This window comes from Sciscionella sediminilitoris, assembly GCF_000737195.2.
GTDB lineage: Bacteria > Actinomycetota > Actinomycetes > Mycobacteriales > Pseudonocardiaceae > Sciscionella > Sciscionella sediminilitoris.
Window position 1 is genome coordinate 161,932 of sequence record NZ_JALM01000017.1, and the last position, 26,490, is coordinate 188,421.

A 26,490-nucleotide genomic window follows, 5' to 3' on the forward strand; every position below is an offset into this window, starting at 1 on the left:
GCTTCGCGCACGCGCTGTATCAATGATTCGCTCGCAAGCTCGCTCATGCCCGTCCCTCCGCAGTCTTGAACACCGAGAACAGGCTGCGCAGCGCCACGGTGGCGACGATGATCGTGCCGATCACGGTCACCACGCCGAGCGCGGAGGCCTGTCCGATATCGAATCCCTGGAATGCGCGCTGATAGATGTAGTACGGCAGGTTCGTGGTCGCCGTCCCCGGTCCGCCCTGGGTCATCATGTAGATCAGGTCGAAGGTGTTCACCAGATAGATGGCGCCGAGTAGCCCGCCCAGTTCCAGGTAGGAGCGCAGGTGCGGCAGGGTGACCGAGAAGAAGGTGCGCAGCGGACCCGCCCCGTCCATGCTCGCCGCCTCGAGCACCTCGTGCGACTGGCTCTGCAGTCCGGCGAGGCAGATCAGCATCATGAACGGGGTCCACTGCCAGACGAGCACCACGATCACCGAGGTCATCGGGAAACTCGACACGAAGTCCACCGGTCCGGCACCCACCTGGCGCAGCAGGTAGTTGAGGATGCCGTAGACCGGATCGAGCATCGTGGTCTTCCACAGCAGCGCGGCGACCGTCGGCATGATCAGGAACGGCGAGATCAGCAGGGTGCGCACCACCGAGCGGCCGGGGAACTTCCGGTCCAGCAGCACCGCGAACAGGGTGCCGAGCACCAGCGAGACCAGCACCGCGAGCACGGTCATCAGGACCTCGTTGAGCAGCGCCTGCAGCGCGGTCCCGTCGGTGAACACCGAGGCGTAGTTCTGGAACCACACCCAGCGCGTGGATCCCGGGCGCAGCAGGTTCCAGGACTGGAAGGAGAAGATGATCGTGAACAGGAACGGGATCTGGGTGACGATGAACAGCAGGATCAGCGCGGGAAGCAGCGGCGCGCGCCTGCGCATCGCCGCGCCACGGGCACTGATCCGGCCCGCGTCAACGACCGCCATAGGAGGCTCCAACCGTCGCGGCGTACTCCTGGGACTGTGCGAGGGCGTCGTCCACCGACTTCTGCCCTGCGATCGCCGCGGAGAGCTGCTGGCTCACCCGCGTACCGAGATCGATGAATTCGGGAATGTCCACGAACTGTCCTCCCGTGTACGGCACCGGTTTCGCGGTGGGATGCTCGATCGTCGGTGAATTGATCGCGTCCAGCGTCGGTTTCGCGAACGCGCCCGCGAGCTTGCGGTAACCGGGACGTTCGTAGGTGGACAGCCTGCTCGCCGGGGGCACCCGCGACCAGCCGAGCGTTTTGCCGACCTCGCCGATGTAGTGTTTCGAGGTCGCCCAGGACACGAATTTCCAGGCCGCGTCGGCATGTTCGCTCGTCTTCGGGATACCCAGCGACCAGGAGTACAGCCAGCCGGTTCCCGGATGCCGCTGCACCGGGGCCGCCACATAGCCGACCTTGCCCGCGACCTTGCTCGATTTCGGGTCCTCGAGGGTGCTCACCGCCGAGGTGGAGTCGTACCACATCGCCGAGTTCCCGGCCGCGAAGTTGTTGAGGCACTGGGTGAATCCGGCCGCGGCGGCACCCGGCTCCCCGTATTTCCGCAACAGGTCCACATAGAACCGCACGGCCTCACGCACCTGCGGGCTTTCCAGCTGGGCGCGCCATTTCGGATCGAACCAGCGCCCGCCGAAGGTGTTGATCACCGTGGAGAGCGGGGCCATCAGCTCACCCCAGCCGGGCAGCCCGCGCAGGCAGATCCCCGCCGTGTCGCTTCCCGGATCGTTCAGCTTCGCCGCGAGCGCCGCGACCTGCTGCCAGCTCGGGTTCGGCGGCATGACCAAGCCCTTCTTCGCGAACAGATCCTTGCGGTACATCAGGAACGAGGATTCGCCATAGAACGGGACCGAGTACATGTTCCCCTGGTAGGAGAGCGCCTTGCGCACCGTGGGCACGAAATCCTGCTGGTCGTAACCGGGTGTCCGGGCGATGTCCGGACCGAGATTCCGCAGCCATCCGTTGCGTGCCCAGATCGGCGTCTCGTAATTGGAGATCATCACGACATCGAATTCCCCGGAACCCGTGGAAACCGACTCCGCGGTCTTCTGCCGGGATTCGTTCTCCGGAAGGCTGACGAACCGGACATCGATTCCCGGGTGCTCCTCGTGGAACCGGCCGATGAGCTCCTGCATGTCCTGCATCTGCGGGTTCGACACGACCGCGACGGTGATGGACTCACCCTTGCCGCCACCGCCGCCCGCACCGGCGAACCCGCATCCGGTCAGGGTCAGCAACGCCACGAACAACACGCAGATCCGCCGCATCATGCACACACCAATCGTGCTCCGGAATCCTCGATTTCCTTGGCCACATCCGGATCGAGCTGTTCATCGGTGAGCACCACATCGATATCGGCCAGCCCGGCGAACCGGCAGAACGTGTCCCGGCCGATCTTGCCGTGGTGCGCGAGCAGCACCCGTTCGCGCGCGCAGTCGAGCATGGCCGCTTTCACCGCGGCCTCCGCGGGTTCCATCGCGGTAAGTCCTTTGTGGACGGTAAGCCCGTCCACACCGACGAAGGCCAGGTCCACGGTGAGCGATTCGATGCGCGCGCGGGCCCATTCGTCGACACAGGCCAGCGTGCTCTCGCGCAGCCGCCCGCCGAGGCACCAGGTGGTGACGTTCGGCTTCACCGCGAGCTCGGTGGCCACCGGGAGGCCGTTGGTGACCACGGTCAGCGCGGGCCCCTCCGGGAACGCGCGGGCGATGGCCTGCGGCGCGGAGCCGGAATCCAGCAGCACCGTGGAGTTCTCCGGGAGCCGGGCGACCATCTCCGCCGCGGCCAGCGCCATCCGCTCCTTGTCCGCGACGTGCTGGGAATTGCGCCGTTCGAGCAGCGGTTCGAAGGTGTTGTCCCCGACGAACACCGCTCCGCCGTAGACCCGGTGCAGCTGCCCCTGGCGTTCGAGCACCCCGAGATCGCGCCGGACGGTTTCCGGGGCGACGGTCAGCCGGGAGACCAGATCGGTCACCTCGACCCGGCCGATCTCGCGCGCGAGCGAAAGAATCTGCTGTCTCCGCTCATCCGGATACACCGGGGGCACCTCCGAGCTCCATTGCCGCGCTGCCGCGTTGCCGACGAAAACGCAGCAATAATGTGCCCGAAGATGCCCGGTGTCAAGCTCACATCGGGCATAACTAGGCAAACAGACCGTGACACCGCCCGTTCATGCCCGGTTCGCGGCCCGGTTACCGTTGTCCGAATCGGGCACGCACGGCCACCCCGGCGCAGCCGATCACGGCGAGCCCGCCGAGCACGGTCGGCCAGGTCAGCCGTTCGCCGAGCAGCAGGGCCGCCCAGCAGATGCTCAGCACCGGCTGCACCAGCTGCACCTGACTGACCCGGGTCATCGGGCCGATCGCGAGCCCTCGGTACCAGGCGAAGAACCCGAGGAAGGCGCTCACCACGGCCAGATACGCGAACGCGGCCCACTCGGGCGCTCCACCACTGGGCGGCCGCCCGGTCATCGAGACCGCGGTCAGGGCGATCATCAGCGGCGCCGCGAGCACGAGCGCCCAGGACATGGTCTGCCAGGCACCGAGTTCGCGCGCCAGCAGCCCGCCTTCGGCATAACCGATCGCGCAGGCGAGCACCGCGCCGAACAGCAGCAGGTCCGACCAGTGCAGCCCGGCGAACCCGCCACCCTGCAGCGCGGCGAACACCACCGCGGCGATCGCGCCGAGACCGGCCATGATCCAGAACGGTTTCGGCGGCCGTTCCCGCCCGCGCAGCACGGCGAGTACCGCGGTCGCCGAGGGCAGCAGGGCGATCACCACGGCACCGTGGCTGGCCGGTGCGGTGGTCAGGGCGAAGGAAGTCAGCAGCGGAAAGCCCACCACGGCACCACCGGCGACGACCGCGACCCTGGCCCACTGCACCCCGCGGGGCAATCGCTGCCTGGTGAGCGCGAGCGCAGCGGCCGCGAGCACGGCGGCGATCACCGCCCGCGCCGAGCCGATGAACAGCGGCGACATGCCCCCGCTCGCGACGGCGACCCTGGTGAACGGGACGGTGAAGGAGAACGCGGTGACGCCGAGCAATCCCCACAGCAGCCCGCTCCGAGGCGAGGATAGCGCTGGCGGGTTTTCGAGGATAGCGCTACTATTCTGTCTCATGTTCGACGATAGCAGTTCGCGAATCGTCGCGGAGCTGCGCACGTGGATCTCCACCGCGGCCCCGGGCGCGAGGCTGCCCGCCACCCGGGAGCTCGTGGCGCGCTACGCGGTGAGCCCGGTGACCGTGCAGAAGGCGCTGCGCACCCTGACCGCACAGGGAATGGTGGAAAGCCGCCCCGGTGTGGGCACCTTCGTACGCACGGTGCGGACCGCGAAACCGAACGACTACGGCTGGCAGACCGCGGCGCTCGGCTCGCCGGACCACCGGATCCCGCGGCTGCCCGCCTCGCTGCGCCCGGCCCCGAACGACGCGATCGCGCTGCACTCCGGATACCCGGGAAGGGAACTGCTACCCGAACGGCTGCTGCGCGCGGCGTTCACCCGGGCCGCGCGCTCCGAAGCGCTACTGGGCAGGCCCCCGACGGCGGGCCTGCCGGAACTGCAGTCCTGGTTCGCCGCGGAACTGGAATCGGCGACCCCCGCCGGGATCACGACGGCCTCCCCCGGCGAGGTTGTGGTGATTCCCGGCAGCCAGGTCGGACTGATCACCGCATTCCGCTCGCTGGTCGGGGCGGGCGGGCCGCTGCTGATGGAATCGCCGACCTACTGGGGCGCGATCCTGGCCGCCGCGCAGGTCGGGGTGGAGGTGGTTCCGGTGCCGAGCGGGCCGGGCGGCCCCGATCCCGAGGCACTGGAACGAGCCTTCGAACGGACCGGGGCGCGCGCCTTCTATGCCCAGCCGACCTTCGCCAGCCCCACCGGCGCGCTGTGGACCCCGGCGCTGACCGATCAGGTACTGGACACGATCCGGCGGCACGGCGCGTTCCTGATCGAGGACGACTCGGCGCACGATTTCGGTATCGACGCGGATCCGTTCCCGGTCGCGGCCCGGGACGGTGGCGGGCACGTGGTCTACATCCGTTCGCTGAGCAAGAGCCTGTCCCCCACGGTCCGGGTGGCCGGGCTGATCGCGCGCGGACCGGCGCGCGACCGGATCCTGGCCGATGCCCAGGCGGAGTCCATCTACGTCAGCGGGGTGCTGCAGGCGGTCGCACTCGACGTGGTCACCCAGCCTGCCTGGCGCACCCACCTGCGCCGGTTGCGCCAGCAGCTCAGGAGCAGGCGGGACCTGCTCGCCAAGAGCCTGCTCGAGCACGCCCCCGCGGCGCAACCGGTGAGCGTTCCACAGGGCGGGCTGAACCTCTGGGCCCGGCTGCCGGATTCCGTGGACCTCGCCCGGGTCGTGCGCGACTGCCAGGCGGCGGGCGTGATCATCGGCCCGGGAAGCGAATGGTTCCCCGCGGAACCGGCCGGCCAGTTCGTCCGGCTGAACTATGCGGGCCCCAATCCCGGAGCGTTCCCGGAAGGGGCCCGCGTGCTCGGTGCGGCGCTTGGCTGAGCCGCCGAGTCGTCAGTCGAAGTTCAGTTCCCCGGTCCGGGTCCGCTTGAGCTCGAAGAACTTCGGGTAACCGGCCAGCAGCCGGGACCCGTCGAAGACATCGAGCGCAGCCTGGCCACGCGGGATCTCGGAGAGCACCGGACCGAAGAAGGCCACCCCATCGATGTGAATGGTGGGTGTTCCGACATCCATCCCGACCGGGTCCATACCCTCGTGGTGGCTCTTTTTCAGCGCCTCGTCGTACTCGGTCGAGGTGGCCGCCTCGTTGAGTTCGGCGGGCAGGCCGAGTTCGGCGAGCGCGTCCACGACCACCTCGGCGCGGTCCTTGCGGCCCTGGTTGTGGAACCGGGTGCCGAGCGCGGTGTAGAGCTCGCGCAGTTTCTCCTGGCCGTACTGCTGCTCGACGGCGATCGCCACCCGCACCGGTCCCCAGCCGCTGGTGAGCAGCTCCTTGTACTGCTCGGAGAGCCCTTCCCGGCCCTCGTTGAGCACCGAAAGGCTCATCACCCTGAACGTGAGGTCGAGCTCCCGCTGGCGCTCCACCTCGATGATCCACCGCGAGGTGATCCACGCGAACGGACAGACCGGGTCGAACCAGAAGTCGACCTTCGTGCGCTCGGCTGAACCTGTCATACCTCAAACTCCCGTCCGTGATTCCTACCCTTCCTGATGAGCAGAACATCCCCGGAGCCCGGAGTGTTCCACGGGCACGGTGAACTCGGTACCGATCTTGACGAGCGACGTGATTGGATGCGGTGGAACAGGGAAAATTCCCAGGCCGACGTAATGGAGAGGTGATCCGTGGCCGCGCCGAATCTCACTCGCGACCAGGCGCAGCAGCGCGCCGCGCTGCTCGATGTCGAGTCCTACGCGATCGAGCTCGATCTGACACCGGACGCGGACACCTTCCGCTCGCGGACCACGGTGCGGTTCTCCAGCACGACCGCGGGTGCCTCGAGCTGGATCGACATCGTCGCGCCGCAGGTGCTGCGCGCCGAGCTCAACGGCGTGGAACTGTGCCTGGACGATTACCGCGAGGACGAGGGCATCGCGCTGCACGACCTCGCCGAGCGCAACGAGCTCACCGTCGAGGCCGACTGCGCCTTCATGACCACCGGCGAGGGCCTGCACCGCTTCGTGGACCCGGTCGACGACGAGGTCTACCTGTACACCCAGTTCGAGACCGCGGACGCCAAGCGGATGTTCGCCTGCTTCGACCAGCCCGATCTCAAGGCGACCTTCGATGTCACGGTCACCGCCCCGGAACACTGGAAGGTGATCGGCAACGCTCCGGAGGCCTCGAACACCGGCGGCAGGCACGTCTTCGAGACCACCAAGCCGATGTCCACCTACCTGGTCGCCCTGGTGGCCGGGCCCTACGCGCAGTGGACCGACGAGTTCCGCGGCGCGCACGATGAGGTCATCCCGCTGGGCCTGTACTGCCGCGCCTCGCTGGCCGAGTACATGGACCCCGACGACATCTTCACCATCACCAAGCAGGGTTTCGCCTGCTATCACGAGAACTTCGGGTTCACCTACCCGTTCGGGAAGTACGACCAGTGCTTCGTCCCCGAGTTCAACGCGGGCGCGATGGAGAACGTCGGCTGCGTGACCTTCCGCGAGGACTACGTGTTCCGCAGCAAGGTCACCCGGTTCTACTACGAGGCGCGGGCGACCACGATCCTGCACGAGATGGCGCACATGTGGTTCGGCGATCTGGTCACCATGCGCTGGTGGGACGATCTGTGGCTGAACGAGTCCTTCGCGACCTGGGCCTCGGAGTTCGCCAAGACCGAGGCCACCCGGTTCACCGAGGCCTGGACCAGCTTCGCGATCGCGGAGAAGTCCTGGGCCTACCGCCAGGACCAGCTGCCCTCCACGCACCCGGTCGCCGCGGACATCGCCGACCTGCACGCGGTCGAGGTCAACTTCGACGGGATCACCTACGCCAAGGGGGCGAGCGTGCTCAAGCAGCTCGTCGCCTTCGTCGGCCAGGACAACTTCCTCGCCGGGCTGCGTACCTACTTCGACCGGCACCAGTTCGGCAACGCGGTGCTCGCCGATCTGCTGCGCGCGCTCGAGGAGGCCTCCGGGCGGGATCTTTCCGACTGGGGCGCCCAATGGCTGCAGACCACCGGGCTGAACCTGATGCGCGCCCGCTTCGAGGTCACCGACGGCCGCTACGGCTCGTTCGCGATCGTCCAGGGCCCCGCCCGCCCCGGCGCGGGCGAGCTGCGCAAACACCGCCTCGCCGTGGGGGTCTACGACTTCGACGGCGAAGGCAAGCTGGTGCGTACCAACCGGGTCGAGCTGGATGTGGACGGTGAGCTGACCGAGGTGCCGGAGCTGGTCGGCGCGCAGGCGGGCAAGCTCGTGCTGGTCAACGACGACGACCTCACCTACTGCTCGGTGCGCCTGGACGCGGGCTCGCTGGCCACCCTCGTGGACCACATCGGCGATTTCGCCGACTCGCTGCCGCGCACCATGTGCTGGTCCGCGGCCTGGGAGATGACCCGGGAGGCCGAGCTCAAGGCGCGCGACTTCCTGTCCATCGTGCTCGGCGGGATCGAGGCGGAGACCGAGATCAGCGTGTTGCAACGGCTGCTGCTGCAGGCGACGACGGCGGTGAACTCCTACACCGATCCGCAGTGGTCCGACGAGGGCTGGCGGCGCCTCGGCACCCGGCTGCTCGAACTCGCCAAGGGGGCCGCTCCGGGTTCGGATCACCAGCTCGCCTTCGTCAACGCGCTCACCCAGGCCAAGCTCGGCGACACCGAACTGGGCGCGCTGCGCGGCTGGTTCGACGGGACCATCCCGCTGGAGGGTCTCACCGTGGACACCGATCTGCGCTGGCGGCTGCTCTACGCCCTGGTGGCGCACGGGGTCGCCGGGGAACCGGAGATCGCCGCGGAGGAACAGCGGGACAACACCGCCACCGGTGCCCGCGCGGGCAACCGGGCGCGTTCGCTGATCCCGAACGAGGACGCCAAGAAGACCGCCTGGCAGCGTGCCGTGCACGACGACTCGCTCACCAACGCCACCATCGACGCGGTCATCGCCGGGTTCTCGCACCCCGCGCAGCGCCAGCTCATCGCGGGTTATGTGGACCGGTACTTCGCCGAGGTGGCCGAGGTCTGGCAGCGCCGCTCCCCCGAAGCCGCCCAGCCGGTCGTGGTGGGGCTGTTCCCGAGCTGGGCCATCGAGGAGGACACGGTGCGCGCGGCCGACGAATGGCTCGCCGGGGAGCACCCCGCCGCGCTGCGCAGGCTGGTCTCCGAGGGCCGGGCGGGCATCCTGCGCGCACTGGCCGCGCGGGAGTTCGACCGCTCCTAGCCAAGGGCACGCCGGACAACTCCATGTCCTGCTGCGCTGCAACCTCGGCGAAGTACCTTCGCATGAACCTCGGCGAAGTACCTTCGCATGAACCTCGGCGAAGCACCTTCGCATGCCAGCGCGGCGCTGGTAGGGCCTCCAGCGCCGCGCTGGCACGGCGAGCGTTGCCCTCGATCACCGCAGAGACCCACTGCGGCTCACTCATCCGCCGCGACCTCGGGCGCGGGTGTACCAGCAGTGCACCGCATCCACGCTGGACACCCGCCCGCGACGGACGAGAGTCATCAGACGCGCTCCTGAAACGGACGGGTTGACCTCAACCTTAGTTGATGTTGCACGGTGGAAACGGGTCGAACGGAACACACCGAAAGTAAAAACCGTTCGAAACCGGACAGAAGTCTTCGTAGGCTGACCAGGTCTGCGGCGGCTTCTGCCACACCGCGCATCCATCGGAAAAGTCTTGGGGGAACCCGTGTCCACTTCCACTCTCGGTCACGCGAGTGAACCGGAGAATCCACCGGTAGCGATCCCGCGCCAGGCCTGGCTGAGCCTGGTCGCCGTGGTGTTCGGCGTGTTCGTCGTCATGCTCGACGGCACCGGGCTGTTCGTGGCCAATCCGGAGATCGCCACCGATCTGCACGCCGGGCCCGCGGGGATCCAGTGGGTCACCAACGCCTATGTGCTGGTGCTGGCCGGACTGATGATCCCGCTCGGCAACCTCGCCGACCGGTTCGGCCGCAAGCGGATGTTCCTGATCGGGGTCGGCGGGTTCTCCCTGACCTCACTGCTGGCCGGGCTCTCGGTCTCGATCGGGATGCTCATCGCGGTGCGGGTACTGCAGGCCGGGTTCGGCGCGATGCTGATCCCCGCGGGCATGGGCGTGCTGCGTGCCGCCTTCCCGCCGGACCGGCTCGCCCGCGCGATGGGCGTGTTCGCCGCGCTCTCCGGGGTTTCCTTCGCGGCCGGACCGATCATCGGCGGGCTGCTCGTGCAGTATGCGAGCTGGCCGTGGGTGTTCTTCATCAACCTGCCCTTCGGCGTGCTCGGTGTGCTGCTCGGGATGCGGATCATCAAGGAGTCCGGGGAACGGGCCCGGCAGGGCTTCGACCTGCTCGGCGCGGGCACTCTCACGGTGGCCGTGGTCAGCCTGATCTGGGGCATCACCCAGGCCCAGGCGGCGGGCTGGACGAGCGCGAACACGCTGGTGTTCATCGCCCTCGGGCTGGTGTTCGGCGCGGTGTTCGTGTTCGTCGAGGCCAAGGTGGCGAACCCGATGATGCCGCTGGGCCTGTTCCGCAGCCGTACCCTCGCGCTCGGTTCGGTGCTGATGGTCATGGTCATGTTCTCGATGCTCTCGCTGATGTTCTTCGTGACCTTCCTGGTGCAGGGCGTGCTCGGCCAGTCGGCGATCGTCACCGGGCTCTCGATGCTGCCGTTCTCGGTGATGTTCGCGATCATCTCGCCGTTTTCCGGGCTGTTGACCGAAAAATTCGGGGTGCGCAAACTGCTCGTGCTCGGCGCGGTGTTGTTCGCGGGCGGGCTGCTGCTGATGCTGCGCGTGAACGCGGAAGCGCGCGTGTTCGATCTGCTGCCGACCTTCGTGCTCGGCGGTCTCGGCCTCGGGCTGATGATGGTCTCGGCCACCCAGGCCATCGTGGGCAGCGCACCGGTGGAGAAGGCGGGCGTGGCCTCGGGCATCCAGCAGTCCATGACCCAGCTCGGCGCATCACTGGGCACCTCGGTACTGGGCAGCGTGCTGGCCACGGTGGTCGCGGGCAGTTTCGCGCGGAACCTGCGCGGCGCGTTCGGTGGCCGCGGCGGACCGGCCATCGATGCCCTCGGCGGCAGCGAGGCGGTACACAAGAGTGTGGAGCTCGGCTTCCCGCCCGCGGCCCGGTCCGGGCTCGCCGGGCAGCTGGCCGGGACCGGGATCCCCCGGCAACAGGCGGAGCAGCTCGCCGCGGGTGTGGCCCGCGCGGCGCACATGACCTTCGTGAACGGGTTGCACACCGTGTACCTCGTGGGCACCGTGGTGATCCTGGTCGGGGCCGCGCTCGCCCTGTTCATCAAGGATTCCGAGGCGGTCTCGAACACCGAGCAGACCGTGCACGTGTAGGTCCCCCGGGTGAGGGCCTTCACCGTCGACCGGGTCCGTGGCCGTCCGTAGGCTGTACGCCGAGTCCACGTGATCTTTCCCGAGGGGTACACCGATGTCCGCTGCACCGACGGACGAGCGCGCCGAGCCCGGCGGCAGCACGATTCCGCGCCACGCATGGCTGAGCCTGATCGCCGTGGTCACCGGGATCTTCGTGGTGATGATCGACGGCACCGTGGTCGCGGTCGCGAATCCGACGATCGCCAGTGATCTGCACGCCAGCCCGGAGGGCATCCAGTGGGTCACCAACGCCTATCTGCTGGTGCTGGCCGGGCTGACCATCCCGATGGGCACGCTCGCCGACAAGTTCGGCCGCAAGCGCCTGTTCCTGATCGGGGTCGGCGGGTTCTCACTCGCCTCGCTGCTGTGCGGGCTCGCCGGTTCGATCTGGCTGCTGGTGGCCGCGCGGGCGCTGCAGGCGGTGTTCGGGGCGATGATCGGGCCCGCGGGCATCGGCGTGCTGCGCGCGGCGTTCCCGGCGGACAAGCTCTCCCGCGCGCTCGGGATCTTCGGCTCGATCTCGGCCATCGCCACGGCGGGCGGGCCGATCGCGGGCGGGCTGCTCGTGGAGTACGCGAGCTGGCCGTGGGTGTTCTTCATCAACCTGCCCTTCGGCGTGCTCGGTGTCTCGCTGGGACTGGCGATCATCCGGGAGTCGAGTGAGCGGATCCGGCAGCGGCTGGATCTGCCCGGCGCGGTCACTCTCACCCTCGCCATGGCCAGCCTGGTGTGGGGCATCACGAAAGCTCAGGACAGCGGTTGGACGAGCACCACGACGCTCGTGTTCATCGCGCTCGGGCTGGTGCTGCTCGCCGCGTTCGCGGTCATCGAGCTCAAGGTCGAGAACCCGATGGTGCCGCTGACCCTGTTCCGGGACCGTTCGCTGTCCATCGGGGTCGTGCTGATGATCGTCGTGATGTTCTCGATGTTCAGCCTGATGTTCTTCATCACCTTCTTTCTGCAGGGCCCGCAGGAGCTGACCGCGGTGGCCACCGGAATCGCGCTGCTCCCGCTTTCCGCGACCTCGGTCGTCGCCTCCCCGGTCTCCGGCTGGATGACCGAGAAGGTCGGGGTGCGCAGGACGCTGGTCTCCGGGGCCGTGCTCCTGGTGATCGGCCTGCTGCTGATGCAGCGCATCGATGCCGGTTCGAGCGTGTGGGAACTGGTGCCCACCTTCGTGATCGGCGGCTTCGGCATCGGGTTCATGATGGTCGCGGCCACCCAGGCGATCGTGGGCAACGCACCCGTGGACAAGGCCGGGGTCGCCTCCGGGCTGCAGCAGTCCATGACCCAGCTCGGCGGGGCACTGGGTACCTCGGTGCTCGGCGGGGTGATGGCCGCGGTGGTCGGTTCCAGCTTCGCGGGGAACCTGCGCGGGGCGCTCGGCAGCGATCAGGCCGCCGAGCAGTTGGCCGCGGGGCTCGGCAAGACCGTGGAGCTCGGCTTCCCACCAGCTGCCAGGGACACGATCGCCGCGGGCCTGACCCAGACCGGCGCGCCCGCGGCCAAGGCGGACCAGATCGCGGGCACGATCAGCGGTATCGCGCACCAGACCTTCATGACCGGGCTGCACACCGTGTACTGGGTCGGCGCGGCGGTCGCGGTGCTGGCCGGGGTACTCGCCCTGTTCGTGCGCGACAGCTCCCCCGCGGCCGAGGTGCACGACTAGGGATGGGACAGCAAAAAGGGGCGGCCCAGCACGGGCCGCCCCTTTCCGGATGTCCTGGGTCTAACCGCCCGCCTGCTCGGTGAGCATGCGCAGCCCGGAGACCAGGCCACCGACGAGGTCACCCTCCTTGAAGGAGGCGACCATGCTCATCACGGCGAGCTTGCAGGAACGGTCGGTGAGCTGTTCACGCGCGCCGCCGCCGGTCACGATCTCGACCGCGCGCTGCCCCGGGGAGAGCGCGATCAGCACCGAGCGGGCCGGGTTGTCGGTCTCGGCGTGCAGCTCCTGCGCGCGGGCCCGTTTGTCCTCGCCGAGCTCGCCGAGGTACACGCTGAACACCAGCCCGGTTTCCCTGCTGGACAGCGTCAGCGCCTCGTCGAGCCTGCTCAGCTCGCGGGTGGAGAACGGCGTCGACGGTGTCGGGGTGGCGTGCTCGAGCGCGGTGGAGATCCGTCCACCGGGCATCTCCGCGGCACCGAAGGCGAGGTTCTCCGGCAGATCGGCCGGGCGTTCCAGCGAAGCGGTTCCCCCGCTCGCGACGACTTCACCAGTTGCCACTTGCGCCTCCTACCGTGGTCTGCGCCCCGGCACCGATTTCGGCGTGCTGCGCCGAACCGTGCGCGCCGTGTGCGTCGAGTCCGGCACCCACCGGGTTCGGGCCCCACCACACGGGAGCGAAGTTCCATTCCTTGCCCGGCCGGTACGCGGCGGCCTTGTTCCGCCGACCCGCGGTCGAGAGCAGAGCGATCAGGCCGTACAGCGCGGCCGGGATCACCACGTACACGAGGATGGTCTGCCAGACGGTCACACCGCCACGTTAGCCGATCGCGCCCATCTCATCGCGCGGGGCTCATGGATTCCCAGGTCAGGACCAAAGACATGCCCTGCGTACCCCTTTGGACGCACGTGTGGGGGAGGCGACCCACCCAAATGCAGCCTTGTTTACACCCGATAGTGGTTTTAATGTCACCTGTACGGGGCAAGGCGAACTCATATCGACTACCGACGGCAACCACTGTTGTCGTATTTGTTCGGTATTTAGCTGATTGTCCGTCTTAACGAGTGAATAAAGCTATTCGACGAAGGAGTGCTTCATGAACACCAACCGCGGCACCGGAGTCCGTATCAACCGTGGCGTCCGCATCAATCGCGGTGTGCGCATCAACCGGGGTGTCCGGATCAACCGCTGACCAGCGCGAACAGCGGGGAATACGCAACGGAGCCAGCCCGCCGCCATCGAGTGCCATGCACCCGGGCGGCGGGCTCCATGCGTTCGGTGACCGCTCCTACGCCGCTGGTTCGAGGTAGGGCAACCACAACGGGTCGGTGTGCCGCACGCCCGCGAGCAGCCGCCAGTGCGGCCCCTTCGGTGCGGTGGGCTTCCTCGGCAGGGTCCAGCCGAGCTCGGAGAGCAGCTTGTCCGACTTACGGTGGTTGCATCGGGCACAACTGGCCACACAGTTCGTCCAGCTGTGCGGCCCGCTCCTGCTCCGCGGGATCACGTGGTCGATGGTCTCCGCGCGGGCGCCGCAGTACACACACCGATAGTGGTCCCGGTACATCACGCCCGCCCTGGTGAGCGGAACCTTCGCCCGGTAGGGCACGCGGACATAGTTCTCCAGCCGGATCACCGAGGGAACGGTGACCTCCAGGCGCGCGGAGTGCAGCAGCGCGCCCGCCGGATCGTCGTGCACCACCTCGGCCTTGCCGCAGACGAGCAGCACGATCGCCCTGCGCAGCGGGAGCGCGGTGAGCGGTTCATAGGTCGCGTTGAGCAACAGCACCTGGCGCTTGCCCCATGGCCAGCCGATCGGGTCGCGGCACGCGTCCGTCCCCGCCGCCTCGCCGTCCTGCTGCGTGGCAGCGTTCGGGATCGGTTGTCGGTCTAGCACGCGACCACCTCCACCGGGTGCACGCACAGTCGACCACAGATGCGAGTGAAAAGCACGTACGATTTGGCCACATGTCGCGGAGTCGACAACGACAGTGACCAACCTGGCCTCGGCAAGTAGCCTCGATGGGGCCGCCAAGGGCACTGACCTGAACATCCCCTGAACAGACCCCGAAAGTTCGATGTCGCCTTCCGCCACCCCCGCCACGCCCCTTTCCGACGCGCTCTCCGGTGCCGGTACTCCGCCGGACTGCGTGCGCGATGCCGACAGCTGGTGTTCGAAGCTCTACAGCCTCACCGGAAGCAACTGGCTCGCCTCGAGCGCGGACTGGCTGGTCGCCAAACCGGCGACGATCCTGCTCATCCTGATCGTCGCGCTGCTGGTGCGCTGGCTCGCCCGGCGCGCGATCGACCGCGCCATCCAGGAGCGGCCGGACGGGAACAAACCCGCGCTGCTGCGCCCGTTCAAGGAGCGCGTCACCCGGACACCCGCGGCCACCGAACGGCGGCGACAGCGCGCGAAGACCATCGGTTCGGTGCTGAAATCCCTGCTGAACTTCCTGGTCTTCGGTATCGCGGCGGTACTGATCCTCGGCGAGCTCGGGGTGAACCTGACCCCGATCATCGCCTCGGCCGGGGTGATCGGGGTCGCGGTCGGGTTCGGCGCCCAGACGCTGGTGCGCGATTTCCTCTCCGGCATGTTCATGATGGTCGAGGACCAGTACGGGGTCGGCGATGTGATCGACACCGGTGAGGCGATCGGCACCGTGGAATCGGTCGGACTGCGCGTGACCACACTGCGTGATCTGAACGGCACCGTGTGGTACGTGCGCAACGGCGAGGTACTGCGGATCGGGAACTTCAGCCAGGGGCACGCGGTCGCCGTGGTGGATGTGCCGGTCTCCGGCAACGCGGATGTGGACGAGGCCCTCGCGGTCGTGGACCGGGTCCTGCGGGCCGAGGAGACCCTTGCCGCGCTCGGCGAGGACATGCTCGAGGAACCGCAGCTGCTCGGAGTGGAATCGGTGACCGCGGAAGGCATCGGGCTGCGCGCCACGCTGAAGGTCCGGCCCGGTAAGCAGTGGGCCATCCAGCGGTTGTTGCGGGCGCGCATCGTGGACGCGCTGCGCGATGCCGGGATTCCTGGCCCCGCGATCCGGATCGGCTCCGGCGAGACCCGGAACGGGTAACTAGACTCGGAACCGTGGCAGCACCAGAGCAACCGGAGCAGATTTCCTTCTACGAGGCCGTCGGTGGCGCCGAGACCTTCCACCGGATCGTGCACCGCTTCTACCAGGAGGTCGCCGAGGACGAGGTGCTCCGGCCGCTGTACCCGGAGGAAGACCTGGGCCCGGCCGAGCGGCGCCTGCGGATGTTTCTCGAGCAGTACTGGGGCGGCCCGCACACCTACTCCGAGGAGCGCGGCCATCCGCGGCTGCGGATGCGGCACGCGCCGTTCACCATCGGCCCCATCGAGCGGGACGCGTGGCTGCGCTGCATGCGGATCGCCGTGGACGAGGTCGGACTGCAACCGCGGCACCGTGACCAGCTGTGGCAGTACCTGGAGATGGCCGCCCAGTCGATGGTGAATTCCTGGCTGTGATGTTCACCCCGGAGTAGTTCTCAACTCACCGGTAGCTCGCACAGCCGTCCGGGTGGCATGATCTGCAAGATGCGACGGGGCGCAGCGAGCAGCACGCTGGTCACCGGGGACACCACCTGGTGGCGGGATGCGGTGTTCTACCAGGTCTATGTCCGCTCGTTCACGGACTCGAACGGTGACGGCATCGGTGACCTCGAGGGGATCACCTCCAGGATCGGCTATCTCGACCTGCTCGGCGTGGACGCGCTCTGGCTCACCCCGTTCTATCCCTCCCCCATGGCCGATCACGGCTACGACGTTGCCGACCCACGGGATGTGGATCCGCTCTTCGGTGATCTCCCCGCCTTCGAACGGCTGCTCGCCGAGGCGCACGCGCACGGCATCCGGGTGACCATCGACCTGGTGCCCAACCACACCTCGGCGCAGCACCCGTGGTTCACCACCGCGCTGGCCTCGCCGCCGGGCAGCAAGGAACGCGAGCGCTACATCTTCGCCGAGGGCAACGGCTCCGAACCACCGAACAACTGGGTCTCGGCGTTCGGCGGTCCGGCCTGGACCCGGGTCCCGGACGGGCAGTGGTACCTGCACCTGTTCGCCCCGGAGCAGCCCGACCTGAACTGGGACAATCCCGAGGTGCGCGCCGACTTGGAGCGGACACTGCGGTTCTGGCTCGAACACGGCGTGGACGGGTTCCGGATCGACGTGGCGCACGGTATGGCGAAACCGCCGGGCCTCACGGACATGGATCCGCGGATCATCGAGGCCCAGCAGCGCGGGGAGGACGTGTTCGCCACCGATCTGCGCACCGATCCGCGCTGGGACAACGAGGGCGTGCACGACATCCACCGCGGGATCCGCAAGGTCGTGGAGGAGTACCAGGGCACCGCGACCGTCGGCGAGGTGTGCGTGCACGACGACGAGCGCTTCGCCCGCTACGTGCGCCCGGACGAGCTGCACCTCGGCTTCAACTTCCGGTTGCTGCAGGCCGAGTTCGGGGCCGAACCGGTGCGCGCGGCCATCGAGCACACGCTGGCCGCCGTGCAGGACACCGGCGCGCCGCCCACCTGGACACTGTCCAACCACGACGTGTCCCGGGAGGTGACCCGCTACGGCGGCGGCGCGCTCGGCCGCGCGCGGGCCAGGGCGATGCTGCTCGTCGAACTCGCCCTGCCGGGGGCGGTGTTCATCTACAACGGCGCCGAACTCGGCCTGCCCGATGTGGACCTGCCCGACTGGGCGCTGCAGGACCCGCGCTGGGAACGCTCCGGGCATACCCAGCGCGGCCGGGACGCCTGCCGGGTTCCGCTGCCCTGGGAAGGTGAGGCACCCGGCTACGGGTTCACCAGCGGGGAACGGAGCTGGTTGCCCATGCCCGAGCAGTGGGCCGGGCTGACCGCGGCCGCCCAGCTCGAGGACCCGGATTCCACCCTTTCGCTCTACCGGCAGGCCATCGAACTGCGGCACACCGATCCGTCCTTCGCCGGAACCGAGATCGAGTGGTACGGCGCCCCCGAAGGCTGCCTGGCCTTCCGGCGCAAGGGCGGCGGACTGACCTGCGCGCTGAACACCACCGGCGCACCGGTTCCGCGGCCACCGGGCAAACTGCTGCTGGCCAGCGGGCCGTTCGACGGAGACGAGCTCGCGGCGAACACCGCCGTGTGGCTCACCGCCTGAATCCGGGCCAACCGAGAACGGACATCGCGCGTATACCAAGTAGATTCGGCTCACCGGCTCGACTACCTGGGGTGTCGCGATGCAGGCTAGGCGAAGACAGACGGTACTGCGCATACATTTCACGCCGGAGGACGTCCTGCGCACCCGGGTGCTCGCGGCACCGGATCCGATGTGGGAACTCGTGCTCAGCAGCCATCGGTTACGCAAACCCGCCCAGTGCGCCGCGCACGCCCGCTGGCGCGGCATGGTGACCGGCGCGCTCGCCGATGAACGCACCCGGACCAGTTTCCGGATCGTCACGCGGCTGATCCCCGATGCGGGCAACTTCCCCGATTTTCTCACTCCCTATCCCAGCCTTACCGCGCATCCGGACGGTACCGATTTCGCCGCCGAACTCGAAACCGTCCGGGCCACCCCGCGCGCAGTACTCGCCCGCGATATGCACCCGGACAGGCTCGGCAGGAACACCGGCGGATTCGGGCGCGCCCTCGCCGAATCCGATCGCACCGCGCTCGAGGAACTCGGTACGGCGCTGCGGCACTACTTCCGCACCTTCGTCCAGCCCTACTGGGCCGAGATCGGCGCCACCATCACGCAGAACGCCGAGCGGCACGGGCGCCGCCAGCTCAGCGGGGGCACCGAAGCCCTGCTCGCCAACCTCGGGCCGACCTTCCGGTGGAACTGGCCGGTGCTCGAGACCGACTACATCCGCGACCGCGAGCTGCACCTCGGCGGCCGGGGACTGCTGCTCGTGCCCTCCTACTTCTGCCGCGGCACCCCGGTCACCATGATCGACGCCGAACGCAGGCCCGTGCTCACCTTCCCCGCCGTACACAGTCCCGTCGCACACAGTCCCGTCGCACCCGCTCCCGCCGCGCATCCGGCCGTCGAGCGAGGCGAGCACCTCGACGGGATCCTCGGCAGCACCCGCGCGCGCATCCTGCACGCCCTCCAGGAACAACACTCCACCAGCGCGCTCGCCGAGGCCATCGAGCTGTCCGCGGCCTCGGCCAGCCAGCAGGTCACCCTGCTGCGCAAGGCGGGCCTGGTCAGTTCGCGGCGCACCGGACAGTCGATGCTGCACTCGATCACGCCACGGGGCCGGATGCTGCTGGCCCGCCCCTGAGCGGCACTACAGAGCGAGGTGCACCCGGAGCGCGCCGTCGAGCTCGCGCAGCAGGGAAGCAGACGCCTTCCCGCACTGCGCTTGAACACGTTCGACGGCGACGGCGCGAACCTGCTCCGCCTGCGCCTTCGAATCACGCGGCAAACCGGTTTCTTCGGCGGGAAGCAGGACCTGAAACGGATAGACACGGTCGATGTTCGAGGTCACCGGCACAACCGTGACCACCCCACGGCCGAGCCACACGGCGGTGGCATTGGCCGTGTCATTGCTGACCACGACGGCCGGCCGGATCTTGTTCGCCTCGGCACCCCTGACCGGCTCGAACTCCACGAGCCGGATATCCCCACGGCGCATCAGTCGCCCAGCCCGTCACCGGAAACGGTCTCCCACACCTGTGCGTCCTCGGACTCGCTCCAGGAACTCCAGGCGTCCTCATACGCCTCGGCGAGCTCTTCCGAGCGCAGCAGCTGGACGGCCCGCTGCAGAGCGGCCGAACGCGAAGAATAGCCCTGCTTGTCCGCGTACTCCTCGAGGAAGCGGACGTCCTCCTCGGACAGGCTCACACTCATCTTCACACCCACGATACTACCCAAAGTGGGACTCGTGATGCTACTCCGCGAGCTACAGCAGCAGCGGGAGCTGGGCGTGCCTGCGCCGCACGATGGCACCGAACCGGGCATCGACCCGCATCCAGGCGTCGGTCGCGGTGACCTTGACCCGTTCGCCGTCGGGAACCTCGCGATCCAGGAATCCCATGCCGGACATGGCGAACAGGGCCCGCATGGGGATCTCGACGCGCAGTCCGGAGCCCTCGACGGTGAGCACGGACTGGTCGAGCAGGGAGGCCGGTGGGTTCCCGGTCGGCCCGGTGTTGGCCTTCGCGAGTTCCACGCCTTTCTCGGCGAGTTCGGCGAGCACGCTCGCGGGCGGGGTGTCCAGCGCGGACCAGCCCTGCTGCGGGGGCAGCGGCGCGCGCCACAACAGATCGCGCGGCGGTCCCGCGTCCAGGTGCGGACCGCCGACCACGGCGAGCGCGGCGAGCAGTTCGTTCCCGGAGACGGTGGCATCCCCCGGTTCGACGGTTCCCGCGACGGTACGGGTGGCGAGCACGTCGAAGGGGGTGGCGAACCAGGCCTCGACCAGTCCGCCCTCCCGGTTGCGCAGCCGCACCACACCCTCGGTCTCCAGGCGCACGGCGCGCGCGACGAACGCGCCGAGGGTCTCCCGCTCGGCGCGTTCGGGGATCTCGATGCGCACCGGTTCAGGCACTGCCCCTGCCCGGGGTCTCGGCCAGCCATCCGGCGAGGAAGTCCCGCTCGGCATCGCTGAGCCTGCGCGGACTCGACTGCTCGAGATCGTACGGCGCGATCAGGGTGTGCGCGGTGGCCACGGTCCGCGCGCGCTCACCCCGCCCGGAGATCACGGTGTAGTCCATCGCGAAGCTCGCCGCGCGCAGATCGCGCACGGCGAGCTCGATGCGAACCGCGGAGCCGTCCACCACGAGCGGTGCCCGGTACTCGATGGACAGCTTCGCCACGACCACGCCCTTACCGAGCTCGGTGACGCCGCGGCGCACCGCTTCCTCGAACAACAGCGCTACCCGCGCCTCCTCGAGGATGGTGACCAGGCTCGCGTGGTTGACGTGCCCGAACGCGTCCATATCGGACCAGCGCGGCCGCACCTCGGCCACGAATACGCCCACAGTGAACTGCCCTTCAAACTCCGGAAAAACGATCAGCGGACCATGTTACGCACCTGGCGCGCGGCGACCGACAATGTGGCCAGATCATGGGAGCCGGACTCCGCGATCTCGGTGAGCGCACCCCGCGCGCGGGCCAGCCGCGAGGAGTTGGAGCGCTCCCACTTGTCGATCTTGACCGCGGCCTCGTCACCCGGATCGGACTGGCGGAGCACATCGAGGGTGATGCTGCGCAGCGAGCCGTACAGGTCGTCGCGCAGCGCCAGCCTGGCCAGTGCGTGCCAGCGGTCTCCGCGGTCGAGCTCGGAGACCGAGGTGAGCATGTCGTCCGCGGACAGGTGCTCGGAGAGCGCGAAGTAGAGCTCCGCGGTCTCCTCGACGGGCCGGTCGGCGGCGAACCCGGCGTCCTGCTCGGCGAGCTCGGACACCTCGATCACGTCCAGGAGTCCGTAGCAGTTGAGCAGTCCGCCGATCGCACTCGCGAGTTCGGCGGGCACACCCGCCTCGGTCCAGCGCCGTGCCCGCTCCTCGGCGAGCTCGCGCTCCCCGCCGCGCAGCAGCTCCATCGCCCGGGGCAGCAGCGCGCCGACCGGTTCGGCGAACCGGCTGATCTCCGCACCGACCGCGATCGGCTGCGGGCGGTTGGACAGCAGCCAGCGGCAGGCCCGGTCGAGCAGCCTGCGGGTCTCCAGGATCAACTCGTCCTGCACCGCGCTGCTGACCACGTTGTCCAGTGCCTCGATCTTGCGCCACAGCTCGGGGAGCCGGAAGATCCGGGTCACCGCGGTGTAGGCGCGCACCGAATCGGTGGTGGTCGCGCTGATCTCCTCGGCGAGCCGGAACGCGAAGGAAACCCCCGCCCCGTTGACGAGTTCGTTCACCAGTGCGGTGGTGGTGATCTCGCGGTGCAGCGAGTGCCGGTAGATCGAGTCACCGAACCGCTCGCGCAGTTTGCTCGGGAAGTACTCGGGCAACCGTGCGGCGAACACCTCGGCGTCCGGCAGGTCGGAGTCCAGTATTTCCTGTTTGAGCGCCAGCTTGACATGCGCGACGAGGGTGGCCAGTTCCGGCGAGGTGAGACCCTTGCCTTCCTTGTCCAGCCTGCGGAACTCGGCCTTGCTCGGCAGCGCCTCGATCTCCCGGTCCAGTCCGTGGTTCCGGACCAGATCGTTGACCAGGCGTGCGTGCACGGTGAGCATGTTCGCCGCGTGCGAGCGGGAAACCCCGAGCAGCTCGTTCTGCGCGTAGTTCTCGCCGAGCACGAGTTCGCCGACCTCGTCGGTCATCTCGAGCAACAGTTCGTCGCGCGCGGCCGGATCCAGGGTCTGATCCGCGACCAACTGGTCGAGCAGCACCTTGATGTTGACCTCGTGGTCGGAGCAGCTGACCCCGGCCGAGTTGTCCAGCGCGTCGGTGTTGATCTTGCCGCCGTTCCTGGCGAACTCGATGCGCCCGCGCTGGGTGCAGCCGAGGTTGCCGCCCTCGCCGACCACCTTGACCCGCAGCTCGCCGCCGTCGACCCGGATCGCGTCGTTGGCCTTGTCGCCCGCGTCCGCCTGGGTCTCGGTGGCAGCCTTCACATAGGTGCCGATCCCGCCGTTCCAGAGCAGATCGACCGGAGCGCGCAGGATCGCGGTCATCAGCTCGGCCGGGGACAGCTCGCCCGGTTCGAGCCCGAGTGCCGCCGCCGCCTGCGGGGAGACCGGGATCGACTTCGCGGTCCTCGGCCAGATCCCGCCGCCCTCACTGATCAGCGAGCGGTCGTAGTCGTCCCAGGAGGAACGGGGCAGCTCGAACATCCGGCGCCGTTCGGCATAACCCGCTGCCGCGTCCGGATCCGGGTCGATGAAGATGTGCCGGTGGTCGAACGCGGCGACCAGGCGGATGTGCTCCGAGCACAGCATGCCGTTACCGAACACATCCCCGGACATGTCGCCGACCCCGACCACGGTGAAGTTCTCCCGCTGGGTGTCCACGCCGAGCTCGCGGAAGTGCCGTTTGACGCTCTCCCACGCACCCTTCGCGGTGATGCCCATGCCCTTGTGGTCATAACCGACCGAGCCACCGGAGGCGAACGCGTCACCGAGCCAGAAGCCGTAGGACTTGGAGACCTCGTTGGCGATGTCGGAGAAGGTCGCGGTGCCCTTGTCCGCGGCGACCACGAGGTAGCTGTCGTCGCCGTCGTAGCGCACGACGTCCTTGGCGGGCACGACCTCGCGGGCACCGTCGACGGTGCGCAGGTTGTCGGTGAGGTCGAGCATTGCGGAGACGAACATCCGGTAGCAGGTCACGCCCTCGCGCTGGGCGTTCTCCCGGTCGATGCCCGGGTCCCCGGTCGGCGCCGGCGGGCGCTTGAGCACGAACCCGCCCTTGGCGCCCAGCGGCACGATCACCGCGTTCTTGACCTGCTGCGCCTTGGCCAGCCCGAGGATCTCGGTGCGGAAGTCCTCCCTGCGGTCCGACCAGCGCAGGCCGCCGCGCGCGACCGGCCCGAAGCGCAGGTGCACACCCTCGAACCGGGGCGAGTACACGAAGATCTCGAACCGCGGCCTCGGCTCCGGCAGTTCGGGGATCCGCCTCGGATCGAGCTTGACGGCGAGGTAGCCGCGCGGGTCACCGGACTCGTCGCGCACGTTGTAGCTGGTGCGCAGGGTGGCGGTGATGAGGTTGTGCAGGCTGCGCAGGATGCGGTCCTCGTCGAGGCTGGTGACCTCGTCGATGAGGGCGAGCACCTCGGTGGTCAGGTCCTCGGCGGTGCTCTCCCGCTCGCGCTCCGAGCGGTTCGGGTCGAACCGCGCCTCGAACAGCTGGATGAGCAGGGTCGCGATCCGGGTGTTGCGCAGGATCGCGGACTCGATGTAGTCCTGGCTGTACTGGATTCCCGCCTGGCGCAGGTATTTCACGTAGGCGCGCAGCACGGCGGCCTGTTCCCAGTCCACCCCCGCGCGCAGCACGAGCGAGTTCAGCCCGTCGACCTCGGCGTTGCCGGTCCACGCCGCCTCGAAGGCGCGCTCGAACCGGCCGCGGACCGCGGCGACATCTTCCTCGAGCCGGTCCAGCACGCCCGGCGGGACGCGCAGCCCGAAGTCGTAGATCCAGCAGCCGACCCCGTCCTCGCGGAACACCTGGTACGGCCGTTCGTCGACCACCTCGACGCCCATCCGCTGCAGCACTGGGAGCACCTGGGTCAGCGTGATGCGCTCACCGGCGTGGTAGATCTTGAACCGCCGCTGCCCCGCGTCCGCATCACGCGGCACGTAGAAGGACATCTCCAGGGTGTGCGAGAAGTCCTTTGTGGACAGATTGTTCAGCCGGTGCAGGTCGTTCAGGCCGATCTCGGCGCTGAAGTCCTCCTTGTACGCGGCGGGGAACGAGTTCGCCAGCCGCGTCACCTGCTCGGTGAGGGTGCCGTTGGCCAGTTCGACCCCGTTGCCGTTCCCGTCCCCGGACTGCTCGGCGAGCACGGCCTCGGTCATCAGGTCGTCCCAGGTCCGCGTCGCGTCGATCAGCTTCTGCTGCAGCGCGGCGACATCCACCTCGGGATGCTCGGCCGAGGGATCGGTGTTGATCATGTAGTGCACGCGAGCCAGTTCGGACTCGCCGATGCTCACCCCGTACTCGAGCTGTTCCCCGCCCAGTTCGGATTCCAGAACTTCCTGGATCGTGCGCCGTCCGCGCGTGGTGTACCGATCCCTTGGCAGGTACACCAGGCAGGAGTAGAAACGCCGGTACGGATCCCTGCGCAGGAACAGCCGCAGCATGCGCCGGTCGGCGAGGGCGAGCACCCCGGTGACGATGCCGTAGAGCTCGTCCTCACTGGTGGACATGAGCTCCGAACGTGGATACGTCTGCATCGTGTCCAGCATCCGCTGCCCGGAATAGGAGTTCAGCGGGAATCCGGCGCGCCGGATGATGTTGCGCACCTTCCGCTCGATCACCGGAATGTCGAGCACATCCTCGTGCAGCGCGTTCCCGGTGAGCAGGCCGAGGAAGCGGTGTTCCCCGTCGACCTTTCCGTTCTCGTCGAAGGTCTTGAGCCCCACGTAGTACGGGAACACGTTGCGCCGCACGCTCGCCCGCGCGCTCGCCTGGGTGAGCACGAGCAGTTCGGGGGCCAGCGCGGTGTCCGGCCCGGAAAGCAGTTTGCGCGAGGAAAGCGAATCGGCGCGCAGCACCCCGAGCCCGGTGGACAGCACTGCGCGCTGGCCCGGCTCGCCGTCATCCTCGGTGACCAGTTCGTAGCGCCGGTAGCCGAGGAACACGAAGTGCCGCTCGATCAACCAGCGCAGGAAGTTCGCCCCGTCGGCGACCTCCTCGGACTCCAGCTGCGGTGGATTGGTGTCGAGTTCCTCGGCGAGTTCGAGCGCCTTCTGCTTCATGCGCGCGGAGTCCTCGACCACCTCGCGCACATCCCCGAGCACCGCGACGAGCCGGTTCTCCACCTCGCGGGCCCGCTCGTGATCGGTGATCAGGTCGACCTCGAGATGCATCCAGGACTCCGCGGTCGCCCCCTCGGGCACCTCGTCCGGGTCCACATCGGCGAGCACCTCGAGGAGATTGCCCGTCGCATCACGGCGCACCACGACGATGGGGTGCACGATCCGCTGCACCGAGGCGTCCGCCCGGCTCAGTTCCGCGGCGACCGAATCGACCAGGTACGGCATGTCATCGGTGACAACCTGTACAACCGTGGTCGCGGAACGCCAGCCGTCCTCGGCGCGGCTGGGATTGAGAATGCGCACCACCGGCCTGCCCGGCGCGCGATGCTCGGCGAGCGCACGGGACGACCGCACCGCGCCGACGAGATCCGCGGGGTCGTCACCGGCGAACTCCTCGACCGGCACATAACGGTAGTACAGCCGGATCAGCTCGCTGAGATCTTCGTCACTCGCCGCGGCTTCGGCGATCAGCCGGTCCCGGAACCGTTCCGAGTCGGCGTCCACGACGTCGACTCCCCCTTGGTCCCGGCCGTTCCCTTGTCGTGTAGTTGAATCCGTCCCTGAATGCGTGGCCGCCATCTTCACCTATCTCCGCCTGAATCTCCGGCACGTCCATGTGCCGGGCCATAGCCACCATATGCCGGTACACCACCCCCTGACTGCCCGGGTGCCGGGCGTGTGGCCTTGCTTTCCAGGGGGTTGTGCACTCGCCCGGTGGGCTACTCGGATGATCCAGCCGAGTTCGGCCAGTCGGCCTGGAAGTAGTCGGCGTACCACGGCTCGTTCGCCGGTTTGCCGTGCTTGCTACCGCCCGAACCGTTGCCCGCACGCCGGGTGCCGAGCCCATTGGCCTCGGGTTTGCGATGCCGCGCCGGCCGGTGCTCGTCCAGGCTCGCCAGTGTCGCGCTGAGACCGAGGCCGGTGCCCGGATCGAAACTGGTGTCGGTACCCGGATCGAAGCCCGACGACGGTTCCGAATCGAAACGGGTCTCCGGATCGGCGTCGTCGTCACGGGCTTGATCGGTACCGTTACGCCCTTCGCCGGTGTTCTCCTCGGCACCCTGCTCCGGCTGATCGGCGTGATAGGCGTCCATCGCATTGGCGAGCAGATCGGCGAAGCCCAGTGAGTCGTCGAAGTCCGGACCGGCCGGGGTCGCCTCCGCCTCGCTGCGCGGATCCGGGATCGGGCCCGAGTGTTCACCCGGTGTATCGGAGAGCCGCTGCGCGCCTGCCGTCTCCGGAAGGTCAGGGGGGTTCGGCTCCGTCTGCTCCGGCACCGTGTGCTCCGGTGCTGACTGTTCGGGTGCCGACTGTTCGAGTGGCGCCTTTTCGGGCGTCGTCCGTTCCTCGGGCGTGGCTTCTTCGGCGGCCG

At 68.5% G+C, this 26,490-nt stretch carries 22 protein-coding genes; 8 read left to right on the top strand and 14 right to left on the bottom strand.

Annotated features, from left to right (window positions below; translation table 11 throughout):
• Window positions 1-43: 43 nt before the first annotated feature.
• The 4 genes from AD72_RS09335 to AD72_RS09350 all read right to left on the bottom strand — a co-directional run bounded on the left by AD72_RS09335 (window position 44) and on the right by AD72_RS09350 (window position 4,130).
• Window positions 44-955 (bottom strand): carbohydrate ABC transporter permease, encoded by a 912-nt coding sequence (locus AD72_RS09335; RefSeq protein ID WP_031466039.1) that lies wholly within the window; start codon window positions 953-955, stop codon window positions 44-46.
• Window positions 942-2,282, bottom strand: a complete 1,341-nt coding sequence (locus tag AD72_RS09340) for an ABC transporter substrate-binding protein (RefSeq protein ID WP_051898297.1) — start codon at window positions 2,280-2,282, stop codon at window positions 942-944. The genes AD72_RS09335 and AD72_RS09340 overlap by 14 nt, the downstream gene beginning before the upstream one ends.
• Window positions 2,279-3,049 (bottom strand): DeoR/GlpR family DNA-binding transcription regulator, encoded by a 771-nt coding sequence (locus AD72_RS09345; protein ID WP_031466041.1) that lies wholly within the window; start codon window positions 3,047-3,049, stop codon window positions 2,279-2,281. Before AD72_RS09345 ends, AD72_RS09340 begins: the two co-directional genes overlap by 4 nt.
• 154 nt (window positions 3,050-3,203) lie before the next feature.
• Window positions 3,204-4,130, bottom strand: a complete 927-nt coding sequence (locus tag AD72_RS09350) for a DMT family transporter (protein ID WP_051898303.1) — start codon at window positions 4,128-4,130, stop codon at window positions 3,204-3,206.
• Between AD72_RS09350 and AD72_RS09355 the strand changes: the two genes are divergently transcribed.
• On the top strand, window positions 4,129-5,529 hold the full coding sequence (locus AD72_RS09355; RefSeq protein ID WP_031466043.1) for an aminotransferase-like domain-containing protein: 1,401 nt from the start codon (window positions 4,129-4,131) through the stop codon (window positions 5,527-5,529). The genes AD72_RS09350 and AD72_RS09355 overlap by 2 nt on opposite strands.
• A gap of 12 nt (window positions 5,530-5,541) precedes the next feature.
• Here the strand turns inward: AD72_RS09355 and AD72_RS09360 are convergent, their stop codons facing one another.
• Complete coding sequence (locus tag AD72_RS09360; RefSeq protein ID WP_031466044.1) at window positions 5,542-6,162, bottom strand: mycothiol-dependent nitroreductase Rv2466c family protein; 621 nt, start codon at window positions 6,160-6,162, stop codon at window positions 5,542-5,544.
• Window positions 6,163-6,330: 168 nt separating this feature from the next.
• Here AD72_RS09360 and pepN point away from each other — a divergent pair, with 168 nt between their 5' ends.
• From pepN to AD72_RS09375, 3 genes are all read left to right on the top strand, one after another.
• Entirely contained in the window at window positions 6,331-8,862 is a 2,532-nt protein-coding gene (gene pepN, locus AD72_RS09365) for an aminopeptidase N (RefSeq protein WP_031466045.1), read from the top strand.
• Window positions 8,863-9,334: 472 nt separating this feature from the next.
• Window positions 9,335-10,978, top strand: coding sequence for an MFS transporter (locus AD72_RS09370; protein ID WP_051898306.1), 1,644 nt, complete (start codon window positions 9,335-9,337; stop codon window positions 10,976-10,978).
• Between the two features lie 94 nt (window positions 10,979-11,072).
• Window positions 11,073-12,686, top strand: a complete 1,614-nt coding sequence (locus AD72_RS09375) for a DHA2 family efflux MFS transporter permease subunit (RefSeq protein WP_031466047.1) — start codon at window positions 11,073-11,075, stop codon at window positions 12,684-12,686.
• Window positions 12,687-12,746: 60 nt separating this feature from the next.
• Here AD72_RS09375 and AD72_RS09380 read toward each other — a convergent pair whose 3' ends face one another.
• From AD72_RS09380 to AD72_RS09390, 3 genes are all read right to left on the bottom strand, one after another.
• On the bottom strand, window positions 12,747-13,244 hold the full coding sequence (locus AD72_RS09380) for a DUF5130 family protein (protein WP_031466048.1): 498 nt from the start codon (window positions 13,242-13,244) through the stop codon (window positions 12,747-12,749).
• A complete protein-coding gene (gene ctaJ / locus AD72_RS09385) occupies window positions 13,231-13,494 on the bottom strand; it encodes an aa3-type cytochrome oxidase subunit CtaJ (protein WP_031466049.1) in 264 nt (87 codons plus the stop codon). The genes AD72_RS09380 and ctaJ overlap by 14 nt, the downstream gene beginning before the upstream one ends.
• A 478-nt stretch (window positions 13,495-13,972) precedes the next feature.
• Window positions 13,973-14,470 carry an HNH endonuclease gene (locus AD72_RS09390; RefSeq protein WP_031466050.1) on the bottom strand — a complete coding sequence of 166 codons (498 nt, stop codon included), beginning with the start codon at window positions 14,468-14,470 and terminating at the stop codon, window positions 13,973-13,975.
• A gap of 289 nt (window positions 14,471-14,759) precedes the next feature.
• On the opposite strand from AD72_RS09390, the gene AD72_RS09395 reads away from it, so the two are divergent.
• The 4 genes from AD72_RS09395 to AD72_RS09410 all read left to right on the top strand — a co-directional run bounded on the left by AD72_RS09395 (window position 14,760) and on the right by AD72_RS09410 (window position 18,980).
• A complete protein-coding gene (locus AD72_RS09395) occupies window positions 14,760-15,767 on the top strand; it encodes a mechanosensitive ion channel family protein (RefSeq protein ID WP_031466051.1) in 1,008 nt (335 codons plus the stop codon).
• 14 nt (window positions 15,768-15,781) lie between these two features.
• Window positions 15,782-16,180 (top strand): globin, encoded by a 399-nt coding sequence (locus AD72_RS09400; RefSeq protein ID WP_031466052.1) that lies wholly within the window; start codon window positions 15,782-15,784, stop codon window positions 16,178-16,180.
• A gap of 69 nt (window positions 16,181-16,249) precedes the next feature.
• Window positions 16,250-17,854: a glycoside hydrolase family 13 protein gene (locus tag AD72_RS09405; protein ID WP_031466053.1), complete on the top strand. Its 1,605-nt coding sequence runs from the start codon at window positions 16,250-16,252 to the stop codon at window positions 17,852-17,854.
• 79 nt (window positions 17,855-17,933) lie between these two features.
• Window positions 17,934-18,980, top strand: a complete 1,047-nt coding sequence (locus AD72_RS09410) for an ArsR/SmtB family transcription factor (protein ID WP_031466054.1) — start codon at window positions 17,934-17,936, stop codon at window positions 18,978-18,980.
• Between the two features lie 6 nt (window positions 18,981-18,986).
• Here AD72_RS09410 and AD72_RS09415 read toward each other — a convergent pair whose 3' ends face one another.
• From AD72_RS09415 to AD72_RS09440, 6 genes are all read right to left on the bottom strand, one after another.
• Window positions 18,987-19,334, bottom strand: a complete 348-nt coding sequence (locus AD72_RS09415; protein WP_031466055.1) for a type II toxin-antitoxin system PemK/MazF family toxin — start codon at window positions 19,332-19,334, stop codon at window positions 18,987-18,989.
• Window positions 19,334-19,549, bottom strand: coding sequence for a ribbon-helix-helix domain-containing protein (locus AD72_RS09420; protein ID WP_231644773.1), 216 nt, complete (start codon window positions 19,547-19,549; stop codon window positions 19,334-19,336). Before AD72_RS09420 ends, AD72_RS09415 begins: the two co-directional genes overlap by 1 nt.
• 52 nt (window positions 19,550-19,601) lie before the next feature.
• Window positions 19,602-20,249, bottom strand: coding sequence for a DUF8185 domain-containing protein (locus tag AD72_RS09425; RefSeq protein ID WP_031466057.1), 648 nt, complete (start codon window positions 20,247-20,249; stop codon window positions 19,602-19,604).
• Window positions 20,242-20,682: an acyl-CoA thioesterase gene (locus tag AD72_RS09430; protein ID WP_031466058.1), complete on the bottom strand. Its 441-nt coding sequence runs from the start codon at window positions 20,680-20,682 to the stop codon at window positions 20,242-20,244. The genes AD72_RS09425 and AD72_RS09430 overlap by 8 nt, the downstream gene beginning before the upstream one ends.
• A 32-nt stretch (window positions 20,683-20,714) precedes the next feature.
• Window positions 20,715-25,697 carry an NAD-glutamate dehydrogenase gene (locus AD72_RS09435; protein ID WP_425480759.1) on the bottom strand — a complete coding sequence of 1,661 codons (4,983 nt, stop codon included), beginning with the start codon at window positions 25,695-25,697 and terminating at the stop codon, window positions 20,715-20,717.
• A gap of 140 nt (window positions 25,698-25,837) precedes the next feature.
• Window positions 25,838-26,490: hypothetical protein (locus AD72_RS09440; RefSeq protein ID WP_231644769.1), on the bottom strand; the 653-nt coding region annotated here is incomplete at its 5' end.

What these genes read in the sequence shown, in the direction of transcription:
- AD72_RS09335 (WP_031466039.1), bottom strand. Translation starts at nt 955, where the DNA reads ATGGCGGTCGTTGACGCGGGCCGGATCAGTGCCCGTGGCGCGGCGATG.
- AD72_RS09340 (WP_051898297.1), bottom strand. Translation starts at nt 2,282, where the DNA reads ATGATGCGGCGGATCTGCGTGTTGTTCGTGGCGTTGCTGACCCTGACC.
- AD72_RS09355 (WP_031466043.1), top strand. Translation starts at nt 4,129, where the DNA reads ATGTTCGACGATAGCAGTTCGCGAATCGTCGCGGAGCTGCGCACGTGG.
- AD72_RS09350 (WP_051898303.1), bottom strand. Translation starts at nt 4,130, where the DNA reads ATGAGACAGAATAGTAGCGCTATCCTCGAAAACCCGCCAGCGCTATCC.
- AD72_RS09360 (WP_031466044.1), bottom strand. Translation starts at nt 6,162, where the DNA reads ATGACAGGTTCAGCCGAGCGCACGAAGGTCGACTTCTGGTTCGACCCG.
- AD72_RS09375 (WP_031466047.1), top strand. Translation starts at nt 11,073, where the DNA reads ATGTCCGCTGCACCGACGGACGAGCGCGCCGAGCCCGGCGGCAGCACG.
- AD72_RS09395 (WP_031466051.1), top strand. Translation starts at nt 14,760, where the DNA reads ATGTCGCCTTCCGCCACCCCCGCCACGCCCCTTTCCGACGCGCTCTCC.
- AD72_RS09405 (WP_031466053.1), top strand. Translation starts at nt 16,250, where the DNA reads ATGCGACGGGGCGCAGCGAGCAGCACGCTGGTCACCGGGGACACCACC.
- AD72_RS09410 (WP_031466054.1), top strand. Translation starts at nt 17,934, where the DNA reads ATGCAGGCTAGGCGAAGACAGACGGTACTGCGCATACATTTCACGCCG.
- AD72_RS09415 (WP_031466055.1), bottom strand. Translation starts at nt 19,334, where the DNA reads ATGCGCCGTGGGGATATCCGGCTCGTGGAGTTCGAGCCGGTCAGGGGT.
- AD72_RS09420 (WP_231644773.1), bottom strand. Translation starts at nt 19,549, where the DNA reads ATGAGTGTGAGCCTGTCCGAGGAGGACGTCCGCTTCCTCGAGGAGTAC.
- AD72_RS09435 (WP_425480759.1), bottom strand. Translation starts at nt 25,697, where the DNA reads ATGGCGGCCACGCATTCAGGGACGGATTCAACTACACGACAAGGGAAC.